General features: G+C 68.4%; 19 protein-coding genes. 10 read left to right on the top strand and 9 right to left on the bottom strand.

Features of this window, described 5'->3' with window-relative positions:
• Positions 1-105 precede the first annotated feature (105 nt).
• Positions 106-1,521 (bottom strand): MFS transporter, encoded by a 1,416-nt coding sequence (locus ACFQ4G_RS12090; RefSeq protein ID WP_238206455.1) that lies wholly within the window; start codon positions 1,519-1,521, stop codon positions 106-108.
• 96 nt (positions 1,522-1,617) lie between these two features.
• Between ACFQ4G_RS12090 and ACFQ4G_RS12085 the strand changes: the two genes are divergently transcribed.
• Both ACFQ4G_RS12085 and ACFQ4G_RS12080 read left to right on the top strand, forming a co-directional pair.
• The gene (locus ACFQ4G_RS12085) at positions 1,618-2,619 is read left to right on the top strand and encodes an alpha/beta fold hydrolase (RefSeq protein WP_379040263.1); all 1,002 of its coding nucleotides are present in this window, start codon (positions 1,618-1,620) and stop codon (positions 2,617-2,619) included.
• A 25-nt stretch (positions 2,620-2,644) separates the two neighbouring features.
• A complete protein-coding gene (locus ACFQ4G_RS12080; RefSeq protein ID WP_238206457.1) occupies positions 2,645-3,511 on the top strand; it encodes an NAD(P)-dependent oxidoreductase in 867 nt (288 codons plus the stop codon).
• Positions 3,512-3,644: 133 nt separating this feature from the next.
• On the opposite strand, the gene ACFQ4G_RS12075 is transcribed toward ACFQ4G_RS12080, so the two are convergent.
• Genes ACFQ4G_RS12075 through ACFQ4G_RS12065 form a run of 3 tightly spaced genes read right to left on the bottom strand, consistent with a single transcriptional unit; the run spans position 3,645 to position 5,524 of the window.
• The gene (locus tag ACFQ4G_RS12075; RefSeq protein WP_238206459.1) at positions 3,645-4,130 is read right to left on the bottom strand and encodes an MmcB family DNA repair protein; all 486 of its coding nucleotides are present in this window, start codon (positions 4,128-4,130) and stop codon (positions 3,645-3,647) included.
• A 50-nt stretch (positions 4,131-4,180) separates the two neighbouring features.
• On the bottom strand, positions 4,181-4,996 hold the full coding sequence (locus tag ACFQ4G_RS12070; protein WP_238206461.1) for a cobalamin-binding protein: 816 nt from the start codon (positions 4,994-4,996) through the stop codon (positions 4,181-4,183).
• 6 nt (positions 4,997-5,002) lie between these two features.
• Entirely contained in the window at positions 5,003-5,524 is a 522-nt protein-coding gene (locus ACFQ4G_RS12065; protein ID WP_238206463.1) for a DedA family protein, read from the bottom strand.
• 166 nt (positions 5,525-5,690) lie between these two features.
• On the opposite strand from ACFQ4G_RS12065, the gene pdxY reads away from it, so the two are divergent.
• Genes pdxY through ACFQ4G_RS12050 form a run of 3 tightly spaced genes read left to right on the top strand, consistent with a single transcriptional unit; the run spans position 5,691 to position 8,183 of the window.
• Complete coding sequence (pdxY, locus tag ACFQ4G_RS12060; protein WP_238206465.1) at positions 5,691-6,539, top strand: pyridoxal kinase PdxY; 849 nt, start codon at positions 5,691-5,693, stop codon at positions 6,537-6,539.
• A 23-nt stretch (positions 6,540-6,562) separates the two neighbouring features.
• A complete protein-coding gene (locus ACFQ4G_RS12055) occupies positions 6,563-7,459 on the top strand; it encodes a PhzF family phenazine biosynthesis protein (protein WP_238206467.1) in 897 nt (298 codons plus the stop codon).
• The gene (locus ACFQ4G_RS12050) at positions 7,452-8,183 is read left to right on the top strand and encodes an NUDIX hydrolase (RefSeq protein ID WP_238206469.1); all 732 of its coding nucleotides are present in this window, start codon (positions 7,452-7,454) and stop codon (positions 8,181-8,183) included. Before ACFQ4G_RS12055 ends, ACFQ4G_RS12050 begins: the two co-directional genes overlap by 8 nt.
• Before the next feature lie 70 nt (positions 8,184-8,253).
• Here ACFQ4G_RS12050 and ACFQ4G_RS12045 read toward each other — a convergent pair whose 3' ends face one another.
• From ACFQ4G_RS12045 to cobS, 3 genes are all read right to left on the bottom strand, one after another.
• Complete coding sequence (locus tag ACFQ4G_RS12045) at positions 8,254-8,946, bottom strand: retropepsin-like aspartic protease family protein (RefSeq protein ID WP_238206471.1); 693 nt, start codon at positions 8,944-8,946, stop codon at positions 8,254-8,256.
• Positions 8,943-9,158 carry a DUF1289 domain-containing protein gene (locus tag ACFQ4G_RS12040; RefSeq protein ID WP_238206473.1) on the bottom strand — a complete coding sequence of 72 codons (216 nt, stop codon included), beginning with the start codon at positions 9,156-9,158 and terminating at the stop codon, positions 8,943-8,945. The genes ACFQ4G_RS12045 and ACFQ4G_RS12040 overlap by 4 nt, the downstream gene beginning before the upstream one ends.
• Positions 9,159-9,316: 158 nt before the next feature.
• Entirely contained in the window at positions 9,317-10,147 is an 831-nt protein-coding gene (gene cobS / locus ACFQ4G_RS12035) for an adenosylcobinamide-GDP ribazoletransferase (protein WP_238206475.1), read from the bottom strand.
• Positions 10,148-10,247: 100 nt separating this feature from the next.
• On the opposite strand from cobS, the gene cobT reads away from it, so the two are divergent.
• Positions 10,248-11,270: a nicotinate-nucleotide--dimethylbenzimidazole phosphoribosyltransferase gene (gene cobT / locus ACFQ4G_RS12030; protein WP_238206477.1), complete on the top strand. Its 1,023-nt coding sequence runs from the start codon at positions 10,248-10,250 to the stop codon at positions 11,268-11,270.
• Between the two features lie 27 nt (positions 11,271-11,297).
• Here the strand turns inward: cobT and ACFQ4G_RS12025 are convergent, their stop codons facing one another.
• Entirely contained in the window at positions 11,298-12,845 is a 1,548-nt protein-coding gene (locus ACFQ4G_RS12025) for a sensor histidine kinase (RefSeq protein ID WP_238206647.1), read from the bottom strand.
• 251 nt (positions 12,846-13,096) lie between these two features.
• Here ACFQ4G_RS12025 and ACFQ4G_RS12020 point away from each other — a divergent pair, with 251 nt between their 5' ends.
• Positions 13,097-13,552, top strand: coding sequence for a (2Fe-2S)-binding protein (locus tag ACFQ4G_RS12020; RefSeq protein WP_238206479.1), 456 nt, complete (start codon positions 13,097-13,099; stop codon positions 13,550-13,552).
• An 80-nt stretch (positions 13,553-13,632) separates the two neighbouring features.
• Positions 13,633-15,849 carry a xanthine dehydrogenase family protein molybdopterin-binding subunit gene (locus tag ACFQ4G_RS12015; RefSeq protein WP_238206481.1) on the top strand — a complete coding sequence of 739 codons (2,217 nt, stop codon included), beginning with the start codon at positions 13,633-13,635 and terminating at the stop codon, positions 15,847-15,849.
• Positions 15,850-15,897: 48 nt separating this feature from the next.
• On the opposite strand, the gene ACFQ4G_RS12010 is transcribed toward ACFQ4G_RS12015, so the two are convergent.
• Positions 15,898-16,719 (bottom strand): alpha/beta fold hydrolase, encoded by an 822-nt coding sequence (locus ACFQ4G_RS12010; RefSeq protein WP_238206483.1) that lies wholly within the window; start codon positions 16,717-16,719, stop codon positions 15,898-15,900.
• A gap of 150 nt (positions 16,720-16,869) precedes the next feature.
• Between ACFQ4G_RS12010 and ACFQ4G_RS12005 the strand changes: the two genes are divergently transcribed.
• Positions 16,870-17,517: a uracil-DNA glycosylase family protein gene (locus tag ACFQ4G_RS12005; protein ID WP_238206649.1), complete on the top strand. Its 648-nt coding sequence runs from the start codon at positions 16,870-16,872 to the stop codon at positions 17,515-17,517.
• A gap of 92 nt (positions 17,518-17,609) precedes the next feature.
• The gene (locus tag ACFQ4G_RS12000; RefSeq protein WP_238206485.1) at positions 17,610-17,810 is read left to right on the top strand and encodes a hypothetical protein; all 201 of its coding nucleotides are present in this window, start codon (positions 17,610-17,612) and stop codon (positions 17,808-17,810) included.
• Positions 17,811-17,965: the final 155 nt, after the last annotated feature.

The following is a 17,965-nucleotide window of genomic DNA, read 5'->3' as shown; positions in this document are numbered from 1 at the left end:
GGCAACGCCCGAGACGAGGCCGGGCTGCGTTCCGTCGACCGTTGCTCTCCGGCCTCCTGAGCAGGTTACCGACGCAAAACCGGCGACCACTTTCGCGAAACCTGGTCAGCCGCCGGTCTGACGCCGCATGACGCTGGAGATCGAGCCGGCCGCCGCCATGGCGCAGGCGCACCAGAGCGCGACGCCGATCGAGACCGCCGTACCGCTCGCATGGGTCAACCCGAAGATGACGGCCACGAGGGCGGCACCGAGGGATTGCCCCGTCAATCGTGCCGTCGATTGCATGCCGCTGGCGCCGCCGCTGCGCGACCGCGGCGCGCTGGTCACGATGACCTTGTTGTTCGGTGACTGGAATAGGCCGAATCCGAGGCCGCACACGGTCAACCGCCAGGCGATGTCGACGAGCGAAGGCGCGGCCGGAAGCAGGGCCAGACCTGCGAGCCCGGCGGACATGAGAGCGAGGCCGATGCCGCCGAGGATTCCCGGAGCGTAGCGGTCGGCGAGCCGCCCGGAGATCGGCGCCATGATCGCGATGGCGATCGGCCACGGCGTCATCAGGAAGCCGGTCTCGGTGGCCGACAGGTGCAACGCATCCTGAAAATAGAAGGGCAGAGCCACATAGGCCATCATCTGCGCGCCGAAGGAGGCGATGGACGTCGCCATCGAGAGGGCGAAGGCCGGAATGCGCAGGAGGTCCACCGGCAGGAGAGGCGATGCGAGGCGCGCCTGATACAGGACGAAGGCCGTGCCGATGGCGAGGCCGGCCGCGATCTCGACCACGGCGAGCCAGCGCCCGTTCGCGTCGCCGATGCCGTCGAGGCCGATGATCAGGAGGCCGAACGTCAGGGCGTTGAGGATCGCGCTCGGAATGTCGAACCGCGCTCCGCTCACCGGTGTCATCGGCAGGGTCCGCGCAGCCACCGCGAGGGCGACGAGGCCGACGGGCAGGTTCACAAGGAACAGCCACGGCCATGTCGCCACCGAGAGGATCGCGGCCGCCACGGTAGGCCCCGTCGCCGAAGCCATGGCGACAATGAGGGCGACATTGCCCACGCCTCGTCCGATCATGCGATGCGGATAGATGAAGCGCACCAGGGCGATGTTCACGCTCATGATGCCGGCCGCTCCGAGCCCCTGGGCGATCCGGGCGATGATCAGCCCGTTCAGCGATGTCGACAGAGCGCAGGCGAGGGAGGCAGCCGTGAACAGGACGAGGCCGCCGAGATAGATCTTCCGGTAGCCGAGGATGTCGCCCAGGGAGGCGAGGGGCAGCAGCGACGCCGTCACCGCGATCTGGAAGCCGTTGACGACGAAGATCGCCGAGGCGGGGCTCACGCCGAGATCCTTCGCCATGGCCGGCAGAGCGACGTTGACGATGGCCCCGTCGAGCACCGCCATGGTCATGGCGAGGCCGATGGCGAGGAGCGCCAGCATGCGCTCGCGTACCGGCAGACCATCCGCCGATTTCGGTGCTGCGCCCGGCGCGATCGGGCGGCTCGGAGGATTTGCCTCGTGCGTCATCGCACAGAGCCGTGGACGATCCCTGCTCGCTTCGGCAAGTGCCCTATGTCACCCGTCGACGACCGGGACATCGTCCCCGCTTTTTCGGAGCAGCTCATGCGTTTGGCGACACTCCTGCTCGGATGCCTGCTCGCGCTGTCGCCCGTCATTGCGCGCGCCGACGATTCCGGCCCCCTCGGGATCGGGCTCGAAGGTTTCGCCTATCCGTATCCCGTCCGGTTCCTCGATCTCTCGCGAGACAACGAGCGCCAGCGTCTGGCCTACATGGATGTCGTGCCGAACGGCTCGCCCAATGGCCGGACCGTCCTGCTGCTCCACGGGCGCAATTTCCCGTCGAGCTACTGGGAGCCGGTGATCGGTGCGCTGGCGAATGCGGGATACCGCGTCGTCGTCCCCGATCAACTCGGCTTCGGCAAGTCGTCGAAGCCGGTGGGGCCGTTCAGCTTCGACGTCATGGCGGCCGACACGGTCGCGCTTCTCGACTCGCTGAACCTGCCGCGTGTCGACGTGGTGGCGCATTCCATGGGCGGGATGCTCGCGGTCCGCCTCGCCCGCAACGCTGCGGATCGCGTGAACAGCCTTGTCCTCGAGGCGCCGATCGGCCTCGAGGATTATCGTTTCACCGTGCCGCCCGTCTCCGACGACACGCTGTTGCGGATCGAAAGAGACGTCACGGCGGACGTCTATCGGCGCCAGTTGATGACGAATTACGCCCTGTCGATCCCGTCCGCGTCCATCGAGCCGTTCGTCTCGATCCGCGAGCGGGTCAAGGGATCGGGTGAGTACCCCCGCTGGCTCCGGTCCTTCATCAATTCCTACCAGATCATCTGGGGCCAGCCCGTCGTGCACGAGATTCCGCTGATCCGGATACCGACCCTCTTCGTCATGGGCGGCAACGACCACAATGCGCCGGGCAAGGCCTTCGCCCCGGAGAAGCTGCGCGCCGGCATGGGCGACAATGCCGGCCATGCCAAAGCCCTCGCGGCCCGGATGCCCGACGGACGGGCGGTCGTGTTCGACGGAATCGGCCATCTCGTCCACATGGAGGCGACCGACCGTTTCAACGCCACGACGCTCGATTTCCTCAACGGCCACTGAACGGCAGAACCGACGGAGCGATACGATGGATGTGGGCGTGATCGGATTGGGCCGGATGGGCCGGGGCATGGCGCAGAGCCTCGTCCGGGCCGGCCATCGGGTGCGGGTGTGGAATCGGACCCCGTCGGCGGCGGACGGGCTCGACGGCGTCACTCTGGTTCCGACCGCCGCCGAGGCGTTCGCCGGAGATGCGGCGATCACCATGCTCTCAGACGACGCGGCCCTGCGCTCGGTGATCGTGGAGGGTGGCCTCCTCGATTCCGGCACGCGTCCCGGCCTGCATCTCAGCATGAGCACGATCTCGGTGGCCCTCGCGCAGGAACTCGCCGCCATCCACGGCCGGGCAGGCGTTCCCTACATCGCCGCACCGGTCTTCGGCCGCCCGGATGTGGCGCAGAACGGCGCCCTCAACATCGTCGTCGCCGGAGACGCAGCGGTGATCGAGGTGGCGCGGCCGCTCCTCGATGCCATGGGCGCGAAGACCTGGCCCTTCGGGACGGAGCCGCACCGGGCCAATGCCGTGAAGCTCGCTGGCAATTTCATGCTGGTGGCCGCGATCGAGGCCATGGGCGAGGCCGCCGCCTTCGCCGAAGGCCACGGCGTGGCCGGTGCCGACCTCCTCGACCTCCTCACCAACACCCTGTTCGCCTCGCCCGTCTACAAGGGCTACGGCGCGTCCATCGCCGCCGGCCGCTACGAGCCGCCGGGGTTCGGGCTTCGCCTCGGGCTGAAGGATATCGGCCTCGCCCTCTCGGCCTCGGCCGAGGTCGGCGTCCCGATGCCCTTCGCTGGCGTACTCCGCGACAATCTTCTCGACGCCGTCAGCCACGGCGACGGCGACAAGGATCTGGCGGCCCTGGCCTTGGTGTCGGCGCGACGCAGCGGGCGTTGAAACAGACCTGTTCGGACGCGGCTCTACGAGATGATGACGTCGGATGCGGACGGAAGACCGAAACTCCTGACCGTCGCGAACGGCGATGGAGAATGCACCAGCGGTCTTTCCCCCCGAGCAACGACCGGAGCGCCTAAAGCGTACCCTCCCGCACCGCGCCTGGATCGGCCAGCGAATGCAGCAGCCGCGCGGCGGAATGGGCGAAGCGCAGGGTCACCGCCTTGCGGCGGGCTCCACTGAGCGCGTGGTCGGCCGGGTCGCGCAGGATCGCTGCGCTGAAGGCATCGGCGATGATCAGCCCGGCCTCTTCAGGAATCAGCCCCTCGGGCAGTGTGTCCGGCACGGCGAAGTAGAAGCGGTCGCAATAATCGCGGTAATCCGGCCATTTCTTGTCGGCACGGAAATCCGCCACGCTCGACTTGATCTCGACGATGGTCAGGCGCCCCGCCGGGCACAGCGCGATGACGTCGGCGCGCCGACCGTTGGCCAGGGAGAATTCGGGTATCGTCACGTGGCCGAGATCGGCGAAGAGCCGGCGCACGCCGCGCTGGACGTGGAGCGCGGTCGCCGATTGCCGGCGATCCGGCGGCAGGACGACATGGGCGAGGGCTGCTGACATGGCTTCGTTCGGCGGTGGTGCGGTCTCGAATCGGATGCGGCTTCAGGGAATCAGGTCGAAGCGCCGTTGTCACCTGTGACAGCCTGCGCGCCCTTCAGGGCGACGCGGATCGCGCGGAAACCGTCGGTCAGCGCCGCCGGCCCGGGCTGGAGGATCAGCGGCGACTTGATCTCGTGGATGCGCCCCGCCGCCACCGCGGGGATCGCGTCCCAGCCCGGCCGCTCGCGGATGCGCGCCACGTTCACCCGCTTGCCGCACCACGAGGCCAGGATGACGTCGGGACGCGCCGCGATCACCTGTTCGGACGTGACGATCCTGTCCTTGGCCGCGGCCTCCCTCGCCTGGAGCGGGAACACGTCGTCGCCGCCGGCATAGCCGATGAGTTCGGAGACCCAGCCGATGCCGGAGATCATCGGCTCGTCCCATTCCTCGAAATAGACCTTCAACCGGGGCGGCCCGGCATTGTCGAGCGCGGCGGCGCCGAGATGGTGGGCGTAACCCTGCGCCAGGGCGTCCGCCTTCCCGCTGGCGCCGACGAGGGCGCCCACGGTGCGGATCATGGCGAGGCATCCGGCGACATCGCGCTGGTTGAACAGGTGGACCGAGATGCCGGCCCGGGCGAGGTCGGCCACGATCTCCGCCTGCATGTCCGAGAAGGCGAGGACGAGGTCCGGCTCCAACGCGAGGATCTTCGGCAGGTCCGCGCTGGTGAAGGCCGAGACGCGGGGCTTCTCCTTGCGCACGCGGGCCGGGCGCACGGCATAGCCGGAGACGCCGACGATCCGGTCTTCCTCGCCGAGGAGATAGAGGGTCTCGACGGTCTCCTCGGTGAGACAGACGATGCGTTCGGGCGGAAATCGGCGCATGGCGCGTCACGACTTGAAGAAGCTGATGACGCCCGCTCCGGGTGCCAGCCAGACGAAGGCCCAGACGAAGGCGGAGCTCCAGTTCGCCAGTTGGAAGGGCAGGCGAGCCACTTCGAAGATGCCCGCGATCAGCGGTACCACGGCGCGGGCCGGGCCGATGAAGCGCCCGATGACGATGCCCCATGCGCCGTAGCGCCGGCAGAAATCCTCACCCCTCGCCACCATCGCCGGGTAGCGGCTCATCGGCCAGATCGTCTTGGCGCCGTGCTGGAAGTAGCGCCCGATCTCGTAGGAGACCCAATCACCGAGGCCCGCACCGATGCCGCCGGCGATGACGATCGGCCAGAACGGAATGCCGCTGGCGCCGATCAGGGCGCCGATCGCCACCAGCAGCACCGTGGCCGGCACCAGGATCGACAGGAAAGCGAGGGATTCGCAGAAGGCGAGCACCCCGACGATGAACGGCGCCCATTCCTTGTGCGCCTCCACGAAAGCCAGAACCGTGGTCTTCAGCGCTTCGAAATCCATAGAGGTCCCCACTCGTCGCGCCCGATGTGCGGGAAGGGAAGTGCCGCGGCAAGCGTGAACCGCGTCACAGGGAGGGCCTGCGCCCGCCGTGGATGCACCGTCGGACAAAACCGGCTACCACGCAGCCGTGGCGCTCGAACCCGTCGAAGCAAGGCCGGACCCGCCGATGAAAGTCCTCTCGATCCAGTCGCACGTCGCCTTCGGCCATGTGGGCAACGCCTCGGCCGTGTTCCCGATGCAGCGGCTCGGCGTCGAGGTCTGGCCGATCCATACGGTGCAGTTCTCGAACCATACCGGCTACGGCGCCTGGCGCGGCCGGGTGTTCGACGGGCCGATGATCGAGGATCTCGTGGCGGGCATCTCCGAGCGGGGCGTCCTCGGGCAATGCGACGGCGTGCTCTCGGGCTACATGGGCTCGGCCGATATCGGAACGGCGATCGTGCGGGCGGTGGCGGCAGTGCGCAGCGCCAACCCGAAGGCGTTGTATTGCTGCGACCCGGTGATGGGTGACACGGATCGCGGGATCTACGTCCGCCCCGGCATCCCGGAATTCATGCGCGATCAGGCCGTCCCGGCGGCCGATATCGTGACTCCGAACCAGTTCGAGCTCAACGTCCTCTCCGGCCTCCCCACCGGCACGCTTGACGAGGCCAAGGCCGCACTCGCCGCGATCCATGCGATCGGCCCGCGCGTGGTCCTGGTGACCTCCCTCGTCACCGAGGACACCCCCGCCGATGGCATCGACCTCATGGCCGGGGAGGGCGGCCAGTTCTGGCGCATGCGCACGCCGCGCCTTCACCTCGACGTCAACGGCGCGGGCGACGCCATCGCTGCGCTGTTCCTCGTCCACTACGCCCGCACCGGCTCGGCGGCACTGGCGCTCGGCATGGCCGGTGCCTCGGTCTACGGCCTCCTCCGCCGTACGGCCGAAGCAGGATCGCGCGAGATCCTCACCGTCGAGGCGCAGGACGAGTTCGTCGCACCCAGCGAGACGTTCCCGGTGGAGCCGGTGTGACGGTCATGAACAAGGAACAGCCCATGAGCCGGCGCTTCGTCACCCTCGACGTGTTTACCGAGACGCCCTTCGCCGGCAATCCCCTGGCCGTGGTGCTCGACTCGCAAGGGCTCGACGATGCCGCGATGCAGAGGATCGCGGGCGAGTTCAACCTGTCCGAGACGGTGTTCGTGCTGCCGCCGGACGAGCCTCGTCACAGGGCGCGCCTGCGCATCTTCACCCCGGCCCGCGAGCTTTCCTTCGCCGGGCACCCGACGCTCGGGGCGGCGATCCTGCTGGCCTTGCGCGACGCGAAATCCGGGCTCACGGATGCCACCGCCTTCGGTCTCGAAGCGGCCGTCGGCACGGTGGCCTGCGTGGTCGAGGCGGGAGAAGGGCGCGGACGCGGGCGCTTCAAGCTCCCCGTCCTGCCGGACTACGACGGCGAGGGGCCGGAGCGGGATCTCCTCGCGAAGATGCTGGGGCTCGAGGTGCAGGATATCGGCTTCGGCCGCCATGCGCCGAGTCGGCATGCGGCGGGGCCGGGTTTCGTCTTCGTGCCGGTCAGCGCACGGACGAAGCTCGACGCCGCTCGTCTCGACATGGCCGCGTTCTCCGCCATGGCCGAGCCGGCGGCGCTCTATCTCTACGCGGCCGACCCGGAGGGGCTCGGCCACCGCTTCCAGGCCCGCATGTTCGCCCCCCATCTCGGAGTGATGGAGGACCCGGCCACGGGCTCGGCCGCGGCGGCCTTCGCGGGTGTGATGATGGAATTCGAGCCGCTCGGCGACGGTGAGCACGACGTGTTCATTCGCCAGGGGATCGCCATGGGGCGCCCGAGCGAGATCGCCCTCCAGCTCGTGATCGAGACCGGCGCGTTGCAATCGGTGGAGATCGGCGGCTCTGCGGTCGTGATGAGCGAGGGAACGCTGCTTGTCTGAGGGGGTCACCCTGACGCCGATCGAGGCGCCGACGGCGCGCCTCGTATCGTACGACTGGGCCTGGGCGCGGGACAACGAGGCCGTCATCGCCGAGAACTGGAACCGCCGCTGCGCCGCCCGGCCGGGCTTGTTCGATGGGCGCGTCCTCCTCGCGAGCGCCTGCCGTATCGAGGGGGCGGCCTGCGTGGTCGACATGTTCGAGACCGCCTATGCGAGTTTCATCGCCCACAAGGATCTGGATTCGCCCGATCCGGGCGTCCTCAACGCCTTCGCGGCGATCGTTCCCCACGGTGCGGACGGTGCCATCCTGCTCGGCGTGATGGGCGGCCACACCGCCAATGCCGGCCAGATCTACTTTCCCTGCGGCACGCCGGATCTCGACGATGTGCTGGAAGGCGGCGAGGTCGATCTCGTCGGCAGCGCGGCGCGCGAGCTCTTCGAGGAGACCGGACTGACGGTCCCGTCGGATGCGCCGCAGAATTGGCTCCTGATGCAGGGAGGTGGGCAACTCGCGTTCCTGCGTCCCGTCGCTTTCGATGAGCCGGTCGATGTCCTGCAGGCCCGGATGGAGCGGCATCGTCTCGCCGAAACCGAGCCGGAACTGTCCGGCTTCGTCTCGGTCGGCGCGCCGGAAGAGATCGATACGGCGCGCATGCCCGCTTTCGTGCAGGCCTATCTCAGGCACGCCCTCCGCAGTTCAGCCGCCGTTTTCCGTAGGTCGTAGCGAAGCGAGTTCCGGCGTCGCCGCTCGACCTCGCTCCCGGCATCCGCGGAGGGGGCGGACCGGAAAACCTCTATCGTGCCGGACGCAGCACCAGCCGGTCGCCGCGCACCTCGTAGGAGGCCAGCCGGTCGAGGAAGGTCATGCCGAGGAGATTGCCCGACAGCGCGCCGCGACGGCTCACGAGGGCGGAGACGCGGCGCTCGGTGATGGACCCTACGGTCAGGCTGTCGAGATAGACGGGAGCCGCCATCGCGACGCCGTTGGCGGTGGAGACCCGGATGCCGTAATCGGATTCCGCCGGGGAGATACCGATGGCGGCCGCATTCTCCGCGGTAAGCACCACGGAACTCGCACCGGTATCGAATTGAAAGACCTGCATCCGCCCGTTCACCTCTGCCCTGACGGAAAATGCGCCGTCCGCCCTCCGGGTGATGGTGACGGTCCCGTCGCCTGCCGTGACCGCGCTGCCCGGACGAAGCGTCCCGACGATGCGGTTTCCCATCTCTCCGGCCTCCTCCTTGTAGGCGTAGCCCGCCACCAGAGCGACGGCGAGGAGGGCCCAGATCATCAGGGCCTTGAGATTCTCGCCCATCCCGTCCCGGAACCTGTGCCAGAAGCCGGCGATGAGGAGCGTGAGCAAGGTTCCGCTGAAGGCGAGGCGCGCCAGCTCGTCCTTCTCCAACCCCATGAGCGTGTTCGACCCGTCGGAGAGGACGAGGAAACCGAAGATGCCGAGGAGAACGGCGAGAGCGGCATAGATCATTGCTTCGCGACGGCCTTCCTCAGCGGATAGGCGGCGGCGAGGCGGTCTTCCAGGGTCGCCATGATCGCCTGCCGCTTCGGCTCGGACAGCGAGCCCCAGAAGCCGATCTCGTCACGTGTGCGTCCGCAGCCTTCGCACAGCCCGGTCACGGCATCGAGGATGCAGACCTTGGTGCAGGGGCTGGAGGGTCTTGGAGGGAGAGACTGAGTCATCGCCCGTTCCATGCCCTCAGGTACGGGTTGCGATCAAGCTCCGATCCCTGAGCGGCTTCGCGTCGGCACGCCAACGCTTCACGCTGCTCAGCTCCAAGATGTGTCGCAGGTTACCGACGCGAAACCGGTGACCACTTTTACGAAACCTGCTTGGTTCCTCAGCGCGGGATCGCTGCGACGAGGCCCAGCAGCGCTGCGATTTCCGCGACCTGTTGGCAGGCCCCGATGACGTCGCCGGTCTGCCCGCCAATCTTCGCGCGTGCCAGGGCGGTGAGGCCGAGGGCGGCGATCAGCGCGCAAGCCGGCATGAGCAGCATGCCGAAAACGGGCAAGCCGCCGATCCAGCCGATCGCGACGAGGGTTGAAGCGAGGAGACCGACGATCGCGACGGTCCGGTTGTCAGGCCTTCCCACGGAGGCACCCGCCCCACCGGGCCTCGCCGGTCCGAGCAGCACCATCGGCGCCAGCGCGGCGCTGCGCGAGAAGGAGGCGGCCAGCAGGAGCGCCATTGCGGCGAGCTCCCCGGTACGGTCGAGGAGCGTCGCGAGGGCGCCGATCCGGAGGGCCAGTGCGAGAACCAGGGCGACGCCGCCATAGGCGCCGATCCGGCTGTCGCGCATGATCTCGATGCGGCGCTCCGGCGTCGTTCCTCCGCCGAAACCGTCCGCCACGTCGGCGAGCCCATCCTCGTGCAGCGCTCCGGCGACGAGGGCTCCGGCGGCCACGGCCAGGGTCGCGGCCAGGAACGGGCCCAAATCGAGTCCCCAGGCCATCAGCAGGACGAGGGCGGCGGGCAAGGCGAGGAGGATGCCGGCCACGGGCAGCATGCGCGGCAGGGTGCGGAAGTCGGGCAGGCGATGCGGGTCACCCTCACCGGGCAAGCGCGGCACCGGCAGCCTGGAATAGAACCGCAGGCACGCAGCGAGATCATACGCCAGGCGCGCGCCGGGAAACGCATCGTTCGGTTCGAGATCCCCGCCCTGCGTCATCGAGGCCCCGCCTTCACCGCCCGCGCCCCGTTGGTTATAGCTCGCGGCACAAGCAGGCCGCCATCCCGGCCGCGCCGAGATCCGAGGCAAGTTCCGCGCAATGACAGCCGAGACGCCGTTCGCCGATATCCGTCGCCTCATCGCCTCCGTGCCGGGGCCGGACCGCGACGCCATCGCCATGGTCCGCGAGCGGGACGCGACGCTGACGAAGCCGGCGGGCGCTCTCGGACGGCTGGAGAATCTCGTCGAATGGCTCGCCGCCTGGCAGGGAAAGGGCAAGCCCAGCCTCGACCGTCCGATGGTCTGCGTCTTCGCCGGCAGTCACGGGATCGTCGCGCGCGGTGTCTCGGCCTTTCCGGCCGAGGTGAACCGGCAGATGCTCGACAATTTCGCGGCGGGCGGCGGGGCGATCAACCAGATCTGCGCCGCCTACGGCCTCGGCTTCAAGGTCTTCGACCTCGCCATCGACTTACCCACCGGCGACATCTGCGAAGGCCCCGCCTTCTCCGAAAAGGATTGCGTGGCCACCATGGCCTTCGGGATGGAAGCCATCGCCGCCGGTACCGATTGCCTCGGCCTCGGCGAGATGGGGATCGGCAACACCACCATCGCCGCGGCGATCTACGCCGCCCTCTATGGTGGCGGGGCGGCGCGTTGGGTCGGCCGCGGCACCGGCGTCGACGATGCCGGGATCGCGCGGAAGGTCGCCGCCGTGGAGGCGGCTCTGACCCGACATGCCGGCCATCTCGACGATCCCCTCGAGATCCTGTCGCGCCTCGGCGGTCGTGAGATCGCGGCCATGGCCGGTGCGATCCTGGCCGCCCGGATGCAGCGCATCCCGGTGGTCATCGACGGATACGTCGCCACCTCGGCAGCCGCGATCCTGCACGCGGTCGACCCGACGATGCTCGACCATTGCCTCGCCGGCCACGTCTCGGCGGAAGGCGCCCATGCCGAGGTGCTGGAACGACTCGGTCTCGTGCCGTTGCTGGCGCTGGGCATGCGGCTCGGCGAGGCGTCGGGTGCCGCGCTCGCCATCGGCCTCCTCAAGGGTGCGCTCGCCTGCCACCGCGACATGGCGACCTTCGACCAGGCGGGGGTGTCGGGGCGCAACGAAGGCTAGGCTGAGCGTCGGCGGGGCTCGCCAGACTCAGGCGGCGCGTGCCGCATTGCGGCTGCCGCGCACGGGAGCGACCAGGGCGGCCTCGGCCGGAAGGTTGAGGGCGGGCAGGGTGTCCATGACCCGGCTCGCGGGGAAGATCACCACCACCTCGGTGCCCTCGCGCGGCTTCGACTTGAGGTGGAAATTGCCGCCGTGCAGGTCGACGAGACCCTTCACGATGGGCAGTCCCAGGCCCGACCCCTGCTCGGCGGTCTTGATCGCCAGCGAGCCCCGGCCGAACGAGGACATGACCGTGCCGAGTTCGTCCTCCGGAATGCCGGGGCCGCTGTCCTTGACGCTGACATACTGGCCGCCCGACGCCGTCCAGCCCACCTTGATCGTGATTTCCCCGCCCGGAGGCGTGAACTTCACGGCGTTCGAGAGGAGGTTCAGCACGATCTGGCGCAGCGCCCGTTCGTCGGCCCAGAGGCGCGGCAGATCGGGGTCGATGAACTCGTAGAAGGACTGGCCTTTGCTGCGCGCGCGCAGGGAGACCATGTGCCGGCACTCGTCCACCGCGTGAGCGAGCTGCAGCGCCTCCTCGTTCAGTTCGTAGCGTCCCGCCTCGATGCGCGAGAGGTCGAGGATTTCGTTGATGAGATTGAGGAGATGCATCCCGCTGTCGTGGATATCGCCCGCATATTCCTTGTAGGACGGGGCGACATGGGCGCCGAAGACCTCGTTCTTCATCACCTCCGAGAAGCCGAGAATCGCGTTCAGGGGCGTGCGCAGCTCATGACTCATGGTGGCGAGGAACCGGGACTTGGCGAGGTTGGCCTCCTCCGCCCGTCGACGCGCTTCGTCGGAATTGGCCTTGGCCTGTTCGAGTTCGACGAAGATCGCATCCTTCTCCGCCTGCGACTTCAAGGCGCCGACCGCGGAAGCGTAGACGCGGCGGGCGAGGCCCATGAAGAAGATCTGCGAGCCGACCACCATGGTCACGAGCATGATCGTGTCCATATCCTGGGACAGGGCCAGGAGCGATAGAGCAGCCAGGATCAGCGGCAGGAGCGCCGCACCCGCCGCGGCCGGCAGGGTGGCCGCCAGCATCGCCGCCACCGCGGCGACGATGACGAGGCCGAACAGCACGAAGATGCGGGCGCTGGGGTCGGCGACGAGGATCATCAACGCCCAGGACGTACTCTGGACGATCTCGCTCACCATGAAGGTGCTGCGCCAGCGCCTGACCGAAACGGTCTCCGGCGACTGCTTGAGGAAGCGCCGTGTCAGCCCCATGGACAGACCGACGCCGGCGAGCAGACAGATCGCCCAGGCGACGGCGACGGGAACCGGCACCCATAGCGAGGAGGCTCCGGCGATGAGCAATCCGAGCACGGCATGGGCGAGGCCGGCACCGGAGCGGTACTCGGCATAGATCCGGATCAGCTCGTAATCGAAGGCGCGCTCGAGTCCGCTCGTCGAGGTCAGCCGCTCGCGCGCGGAGCGGATGTCCCGCGCCACCTCGCGGCGTCGGACGGATTCCGGTGCCGAAGAACCGCGTCCACGCTGAACCATCTCCGCTGTCAGGTCGGACATCACCGTCTTGAGGATCATGCGAGGAAAGGCCGTGGGTCGAAGGGACCGCGGCCTGTCGGAGCTGCGACGAGAGAGAAAGTGCGCCCGATACGTTAAGAACGACCTGCCGAGACCGGGAGACTTGTCTCTAAATTCCACACCTTTCGCGCGTGCCCGGAAATCCGGCGCCTCCCGCCCGATGTGTGCCGCCGCACATTGGCGAGGTCTGTCTGTTACTTAGAATAAATGTGTTCTGCAGGCGGAGTGACGTGATGCTGAAACTGAACGTCGACGGCGTGTCGCACGAGATCGACGCCGATCCCGACATGCCATTGCTCTGGGCGCTGCGGGACCATCTCGACAAGACCGGCACCAAGTACGGCTGCGGAATCGCCCAATGCGGGGCCTGCACCGTCCATCTCGACGGCCAGCCCGTCCGTTCCTGCCAGACCCGCATCGGCGATGTCGGCGATGCGAAGGTCGTCACGATCCAGGGTACGTCCGGTCGTGTGGCGGATGCGGTGCGCACGGCCTGGCGCGGCCTCGACGTGGTCCAGTGCGGCTACTGCCAGTCCGGCCAGATGATGTCGGCGATCGGCCTGCTCTCGACGACCCCGAAACCCAGCGACGCCGAGATCGACAGCGCCATGGACGGCAACATCTGTCGTTGCGGCACCTATCAGCGCATCCGCGCCGCGATCCACGAGGCGGCGCGTTCCCTCGCCTGACCGGCGCCTTCCGTCTGCCGCTTTGGCCGACGCCATCTTGTCCGATATCCGCCGCGCCATCGTTCCTTGAGGAGGAAGCCATGCTGAAGGTCCGTCAGACCCATTCCGACGCGGCTGCTCCCCGTCCTTCGCGCCGCGCCTTCCTCGGCGGCGCCGGCGCTGCCGCCGGTGCCCTGGTGATCGGCTTCACCCTCGACCCCGCAAAGCAGGTGCGCGCTGCGGCCGGTCCGGACCTGTCCTCGGCGCCGGCTCAGCCCAATGCCTTCGTGCGCATCGCCGCCGACGACACGGTGACGGTGATGATCAAGCATCTCGACATGGGGCAGGGCAACACGACCGGCCTCGCCACCATCCTCGCCGACGAGCTCGACGCCGATTGGTCCCGCGTGCGCGTGGCCTTCGCCCCCGCCGATGCGACGCTCTACAACAACCTGCTGATGGGGCCGATCCAGGGAACCGGCGGCTCGACGGCGGTGGCGAATTCCTGGTTCCAGCTCCGCAAGGCCGGAGCGGCGGCCCGTGCGATGCTCGTGTCTGCGGCGGCCGAGAAATGGTCGGTCCCGGCCTCCGAGATCACGGTGTCGGCAGGCGTGGTCCGTCATGCGGCCTCGAAGCGCGAGGAGCGGTTCGGTGCCTTGGCCGAGGCGGCCGCCGCGATACCGGTGCCGCAGCAGCCGAAGCTCAAGGATCCGAGCCAGTGGGTCCTCATCGGCAAGAAGGTGCCCCGGCTCGATTCCTCGGCCAAGACCGATGGAACCGCCATTTACGCCATGGACATCCGGCGTCCGGGGCAGGTGACGGCGGTGGTGGCCCGGTCTCCGCGCTTCGGCGGAACCGTGGCGCATGTGGACGACAAGGCCGCCCGCGCCGTGCCCGGCGTGGTCGACGTGGTGACGATCCCCAGCGGCGTCGCCGTGATCGCAAAGGATACGTGGTCGGCGATGAAGGGGCGTGACGCCCTGTCCGTCACCTGGGACGACAGCACCGCGGAGAAGCGCTCCTCGGACGCCATCCTCGCGGAATATCGCGAGACCGCGAAGCGGTCCGGGATCGTCGCGTCCGAAAAGGGCGATCCGGCCGCGGCGATCGCCGGATCGGCCAAGGTCGTCGAGGCCGAATTCACCTTCCCCTACCTCGCCCATGCGGCGATGGAACCCCTCAACGCGACGATCGAGAAGGCGGCGGACGGATCCTACGACATCTATGCCGGCCTGCAGTTCCAGACGATCGAGCAGGCGGTCGCCGCCGCTACCCTTGGCGTGACGGCCGACAAGGTCAGGCTTCACACGCAATGGGCGGGCGGGTCCTTCGGGCGCCGCGCTACCCCGAGCGCCGATTACATCGCCGAAGCCGCCTCCATCATGAAGGCGACCGGCGGCAAGGCGCCGGTCCATCTGGTCTGGACCCGCGAGGACGACATGGCGGGCGGGTTCTACCGTCCCATGGTCCTGCACACCCTGCGGGCGGGCCTCGACGCCAAGGGTGCCATCACCGGCTGGCAGCACAGGATGGTCGGCAAGTCGATCATGATCGGCTCGCCGTTCGAGGCGATGCTGGTGAAGAGCGGCGTCGATTCCACCACCGTCGAAGGCGCATCGGACACGCCCTACGCCCTGCCGTCCTACCGGTTCGAGGTCCACAACGCCCGTGAGGGCGTGCCCGTGCTGTGGTGGCGCTCGGTGGGCCATACCCATACGGCGCAGGCGATGGAGGTGTTCATCGACGAGCTGGCCCATGCCGCCGGAGCCGATCCGCTCGCCTATCGCCTGGGCATGCTGACCGGCGCGCCGCGCCTGTCGGGCGTCCTGAAGCTCGCGGCCGAGAAGGCGCAGTGGGACAAGCGCAGCGGCGGAAAAGGCCAGGGCCTCGGCATCTCGGCGCACGAATCCTTCGGGTCCTACGTGGCGATGGTGGCCGACATCACCGCCGAGGCGGCGCATGTGAAGGTCAACCGCATCGTCGCGGCGGTGGATGTCGGCATCGCCGTCAACCCGGACGTGATCCGCGCGCAGGTGGAAGGGGCGGTGGGCTTCGCCCTGTCGTCGGTCCTGCGCAACCGGATCACCCTGAAGGACGGGGTGGTGCAGGAGAAGAACTTCGACGCCTACGAGCCGACCCGGATGAGCGAGATGCCGGTGGTGGAGGTGCATATCGTGGCCTCCGATGCCGCTCCGACCGGCATCGGCGAGCCGGGCGTGCCCGTGATCGCCCCGGCGATCTCGAACGCGATCTTCGCCGCGACCGGTCAGCGCCTGCGCTCTCTACCCCTCGATCTGACCGGATTGAAGGGCGTTTGAGTACCGGATTCCGAAGGCTCATTGACCGGATCGGAGAGCCTCAGCAGGTCAACGCCTGAGGAAATCCACGAGATCGGTCGTCAGGCGTTCGTGATGGGTCATCGGGATCGCGTGCGGCGCGCCGTCGTAGATCACGAACTCGGCGCTCGGCACGGCGGAGGCCGTCACTCTCGCCGTGACGTCGATCGGCACGGTCTGGTCGGCGTCACCGTGGATGATCAAGCAGGGGATCGTCACATTCGCCATGTCCGGCCGGAAATCGGTCTCGGAGAAGGCCCGGACGCAGGCGATCGTGGCTTTCGGCGAGGCCAGCATGGCGATCTGGCCGGCCCAGTCCATCAAGTCCGTCGAGGCGGGCGAGGTGAACATGCCGGCACCGAAGAAGCCCCTGTTGAAATCGGCGAGGAAGGCCGGCCGGTCCATCCGCAACCCGTCGATCATGTCGTCGAACACGCTCGCATCGACGCCGTCGGGATGGTCCGGGGTCTTCAGCATCATCGGCGTCACCGCCGAGACCAGGACCGCCTGGGAGACCCGGGCCGTCCCGTGGCGCGTGAGATAGCGGACGACCTCGCCGCCGCCCATGGAGAAGCCGACGAGGGTCGCGTCGCGGAGATCGAGGCTCTCCAGCACGGCGTGGAGGTCGTCCGCGAACGTATCGTAATCGTAGCCGCTCCAGGGCTGGCCCGATCGGCCGAAGCCCCGGCGATCGTAGGCGACGGCGCGGAAGCCCGCCTCCGCCACCGGCACCATCTGGTACTCCCACATATCGGCATCGAGCGGCCAGCCGTGGAGAAACACGACGGGACGCCCGCTGCCCCAATCCTTGTAGTAGAGCTCCGTCCCGTCCGGCGCGGTGATGAAGGCCATGGTGGTCCGCTCCCTGTCTTCCGCTCGTGTCATGCTCGCGGGACGGCTCGGTGACGCCGGCCCCTCCATCGATTCAAGCGCGGGGTGCGGCCTCTCGTTCCCGTGGGACCCGCTCGCAAGATCGGGCCGTCACACTACCTTCCGGCGCAGATGATCCCCTTCGAGACGACCGCCGAGGCCCTGCGGGCCTGCCGCCTCTGCCGCGATGCGCCTCTCTATGGCGCCCCCCTGCCGCAGGAGCCGAAGCCCATCGTGCAGGGCTCGTCCTCGGCGCGCCTCTGTATCGCCAGCCAGGCGCCGGGCAACCGGGCCCACAGGAGCGGCATCCCGTTCATGGACCCGTCGGGCGTGCGGCTGCGCTCCTGGCTCGGCCTCGGCGAGGCGGATTTCTACGATGCGTCCCGGCTCGCCATCGTGCCCATGGGGGCCTGTTTCCCTGGGCTCGATGCCAAGGGCGGCGACAAACCTCCCCGCCGGGAATGTGCGGAACGCTGGCGCGACGCCCTGTTCGCGGGCCTGCCGGCGGTGGAACTGATCCTGGTCATCGGCCAGTATTCGCAGGCCTGGCATCTCGGCCGGGTCGAGGGCGGGTTGACCGCCATGGTGCGGAACTGGCGCGCCATCCTCGACGAGCCGCGCCGCCCGCGCGTGCTGCCGCTGCCCCACCCGTCTTGGCGCAACAACGGCTGGCTCAAGGCGAATCCCTGGTTCGAGGCCGAGCTTCTTCCGGTCCTGAAGCAGGAGGTGTCCCGCGTGATGAGGCATCAGGATCGAACGACGGTCCCGTCCTCGGAATGATCGTGCAGGAATAATCGTGCCGGTGAGGGTCGATTTCCCGCCGCGATGCCTCCGGCGAGGTTATGCTCTCCCGGCAACGAGGAGCCCACCCGGTGAATGCCCAGAACGCCATAGACGCCCTCACGCTGCAGCACCGGCGTCTTACCGACATGCTGCGCGGCATCGACGGCGGCCTGTGGTGGTCGTCCGACGTCACCGCCGGGATCGACGCGGACAGCATCTACGCGCAGGCGGAGGTGATCCGCATCGCCCTCGACGAAACGAAGCGTCTCGTGACGAAGATCACCGCGTGAGTTCGTGGCATCTCGCCCCACCTTACCCGAATGGTGGCCGAGATCCCGGCGCCGAACGCGGTCGAAGGCATCTTCTCTGCCTTGAGGCGCTGCCGCCCGCGGCGAGAAATCTTCCGCGGCTTTCACACACCGAGACGTGCCCGGCTTCAGTCGTG

The organism is Methylobacterium marchantiae (assembly GCF_042679825.1).
Taxonomy (GTDB): Bacteria; Pseudomonadota; Alphaproteobacteria; order Rhizobiales; family Beijerinckiaceae; genus Methylobacterium; species Methylobacterium marchantiae.
This window is presented reverse-complemented; position numbering and strand designations above follow the sequence as displayed.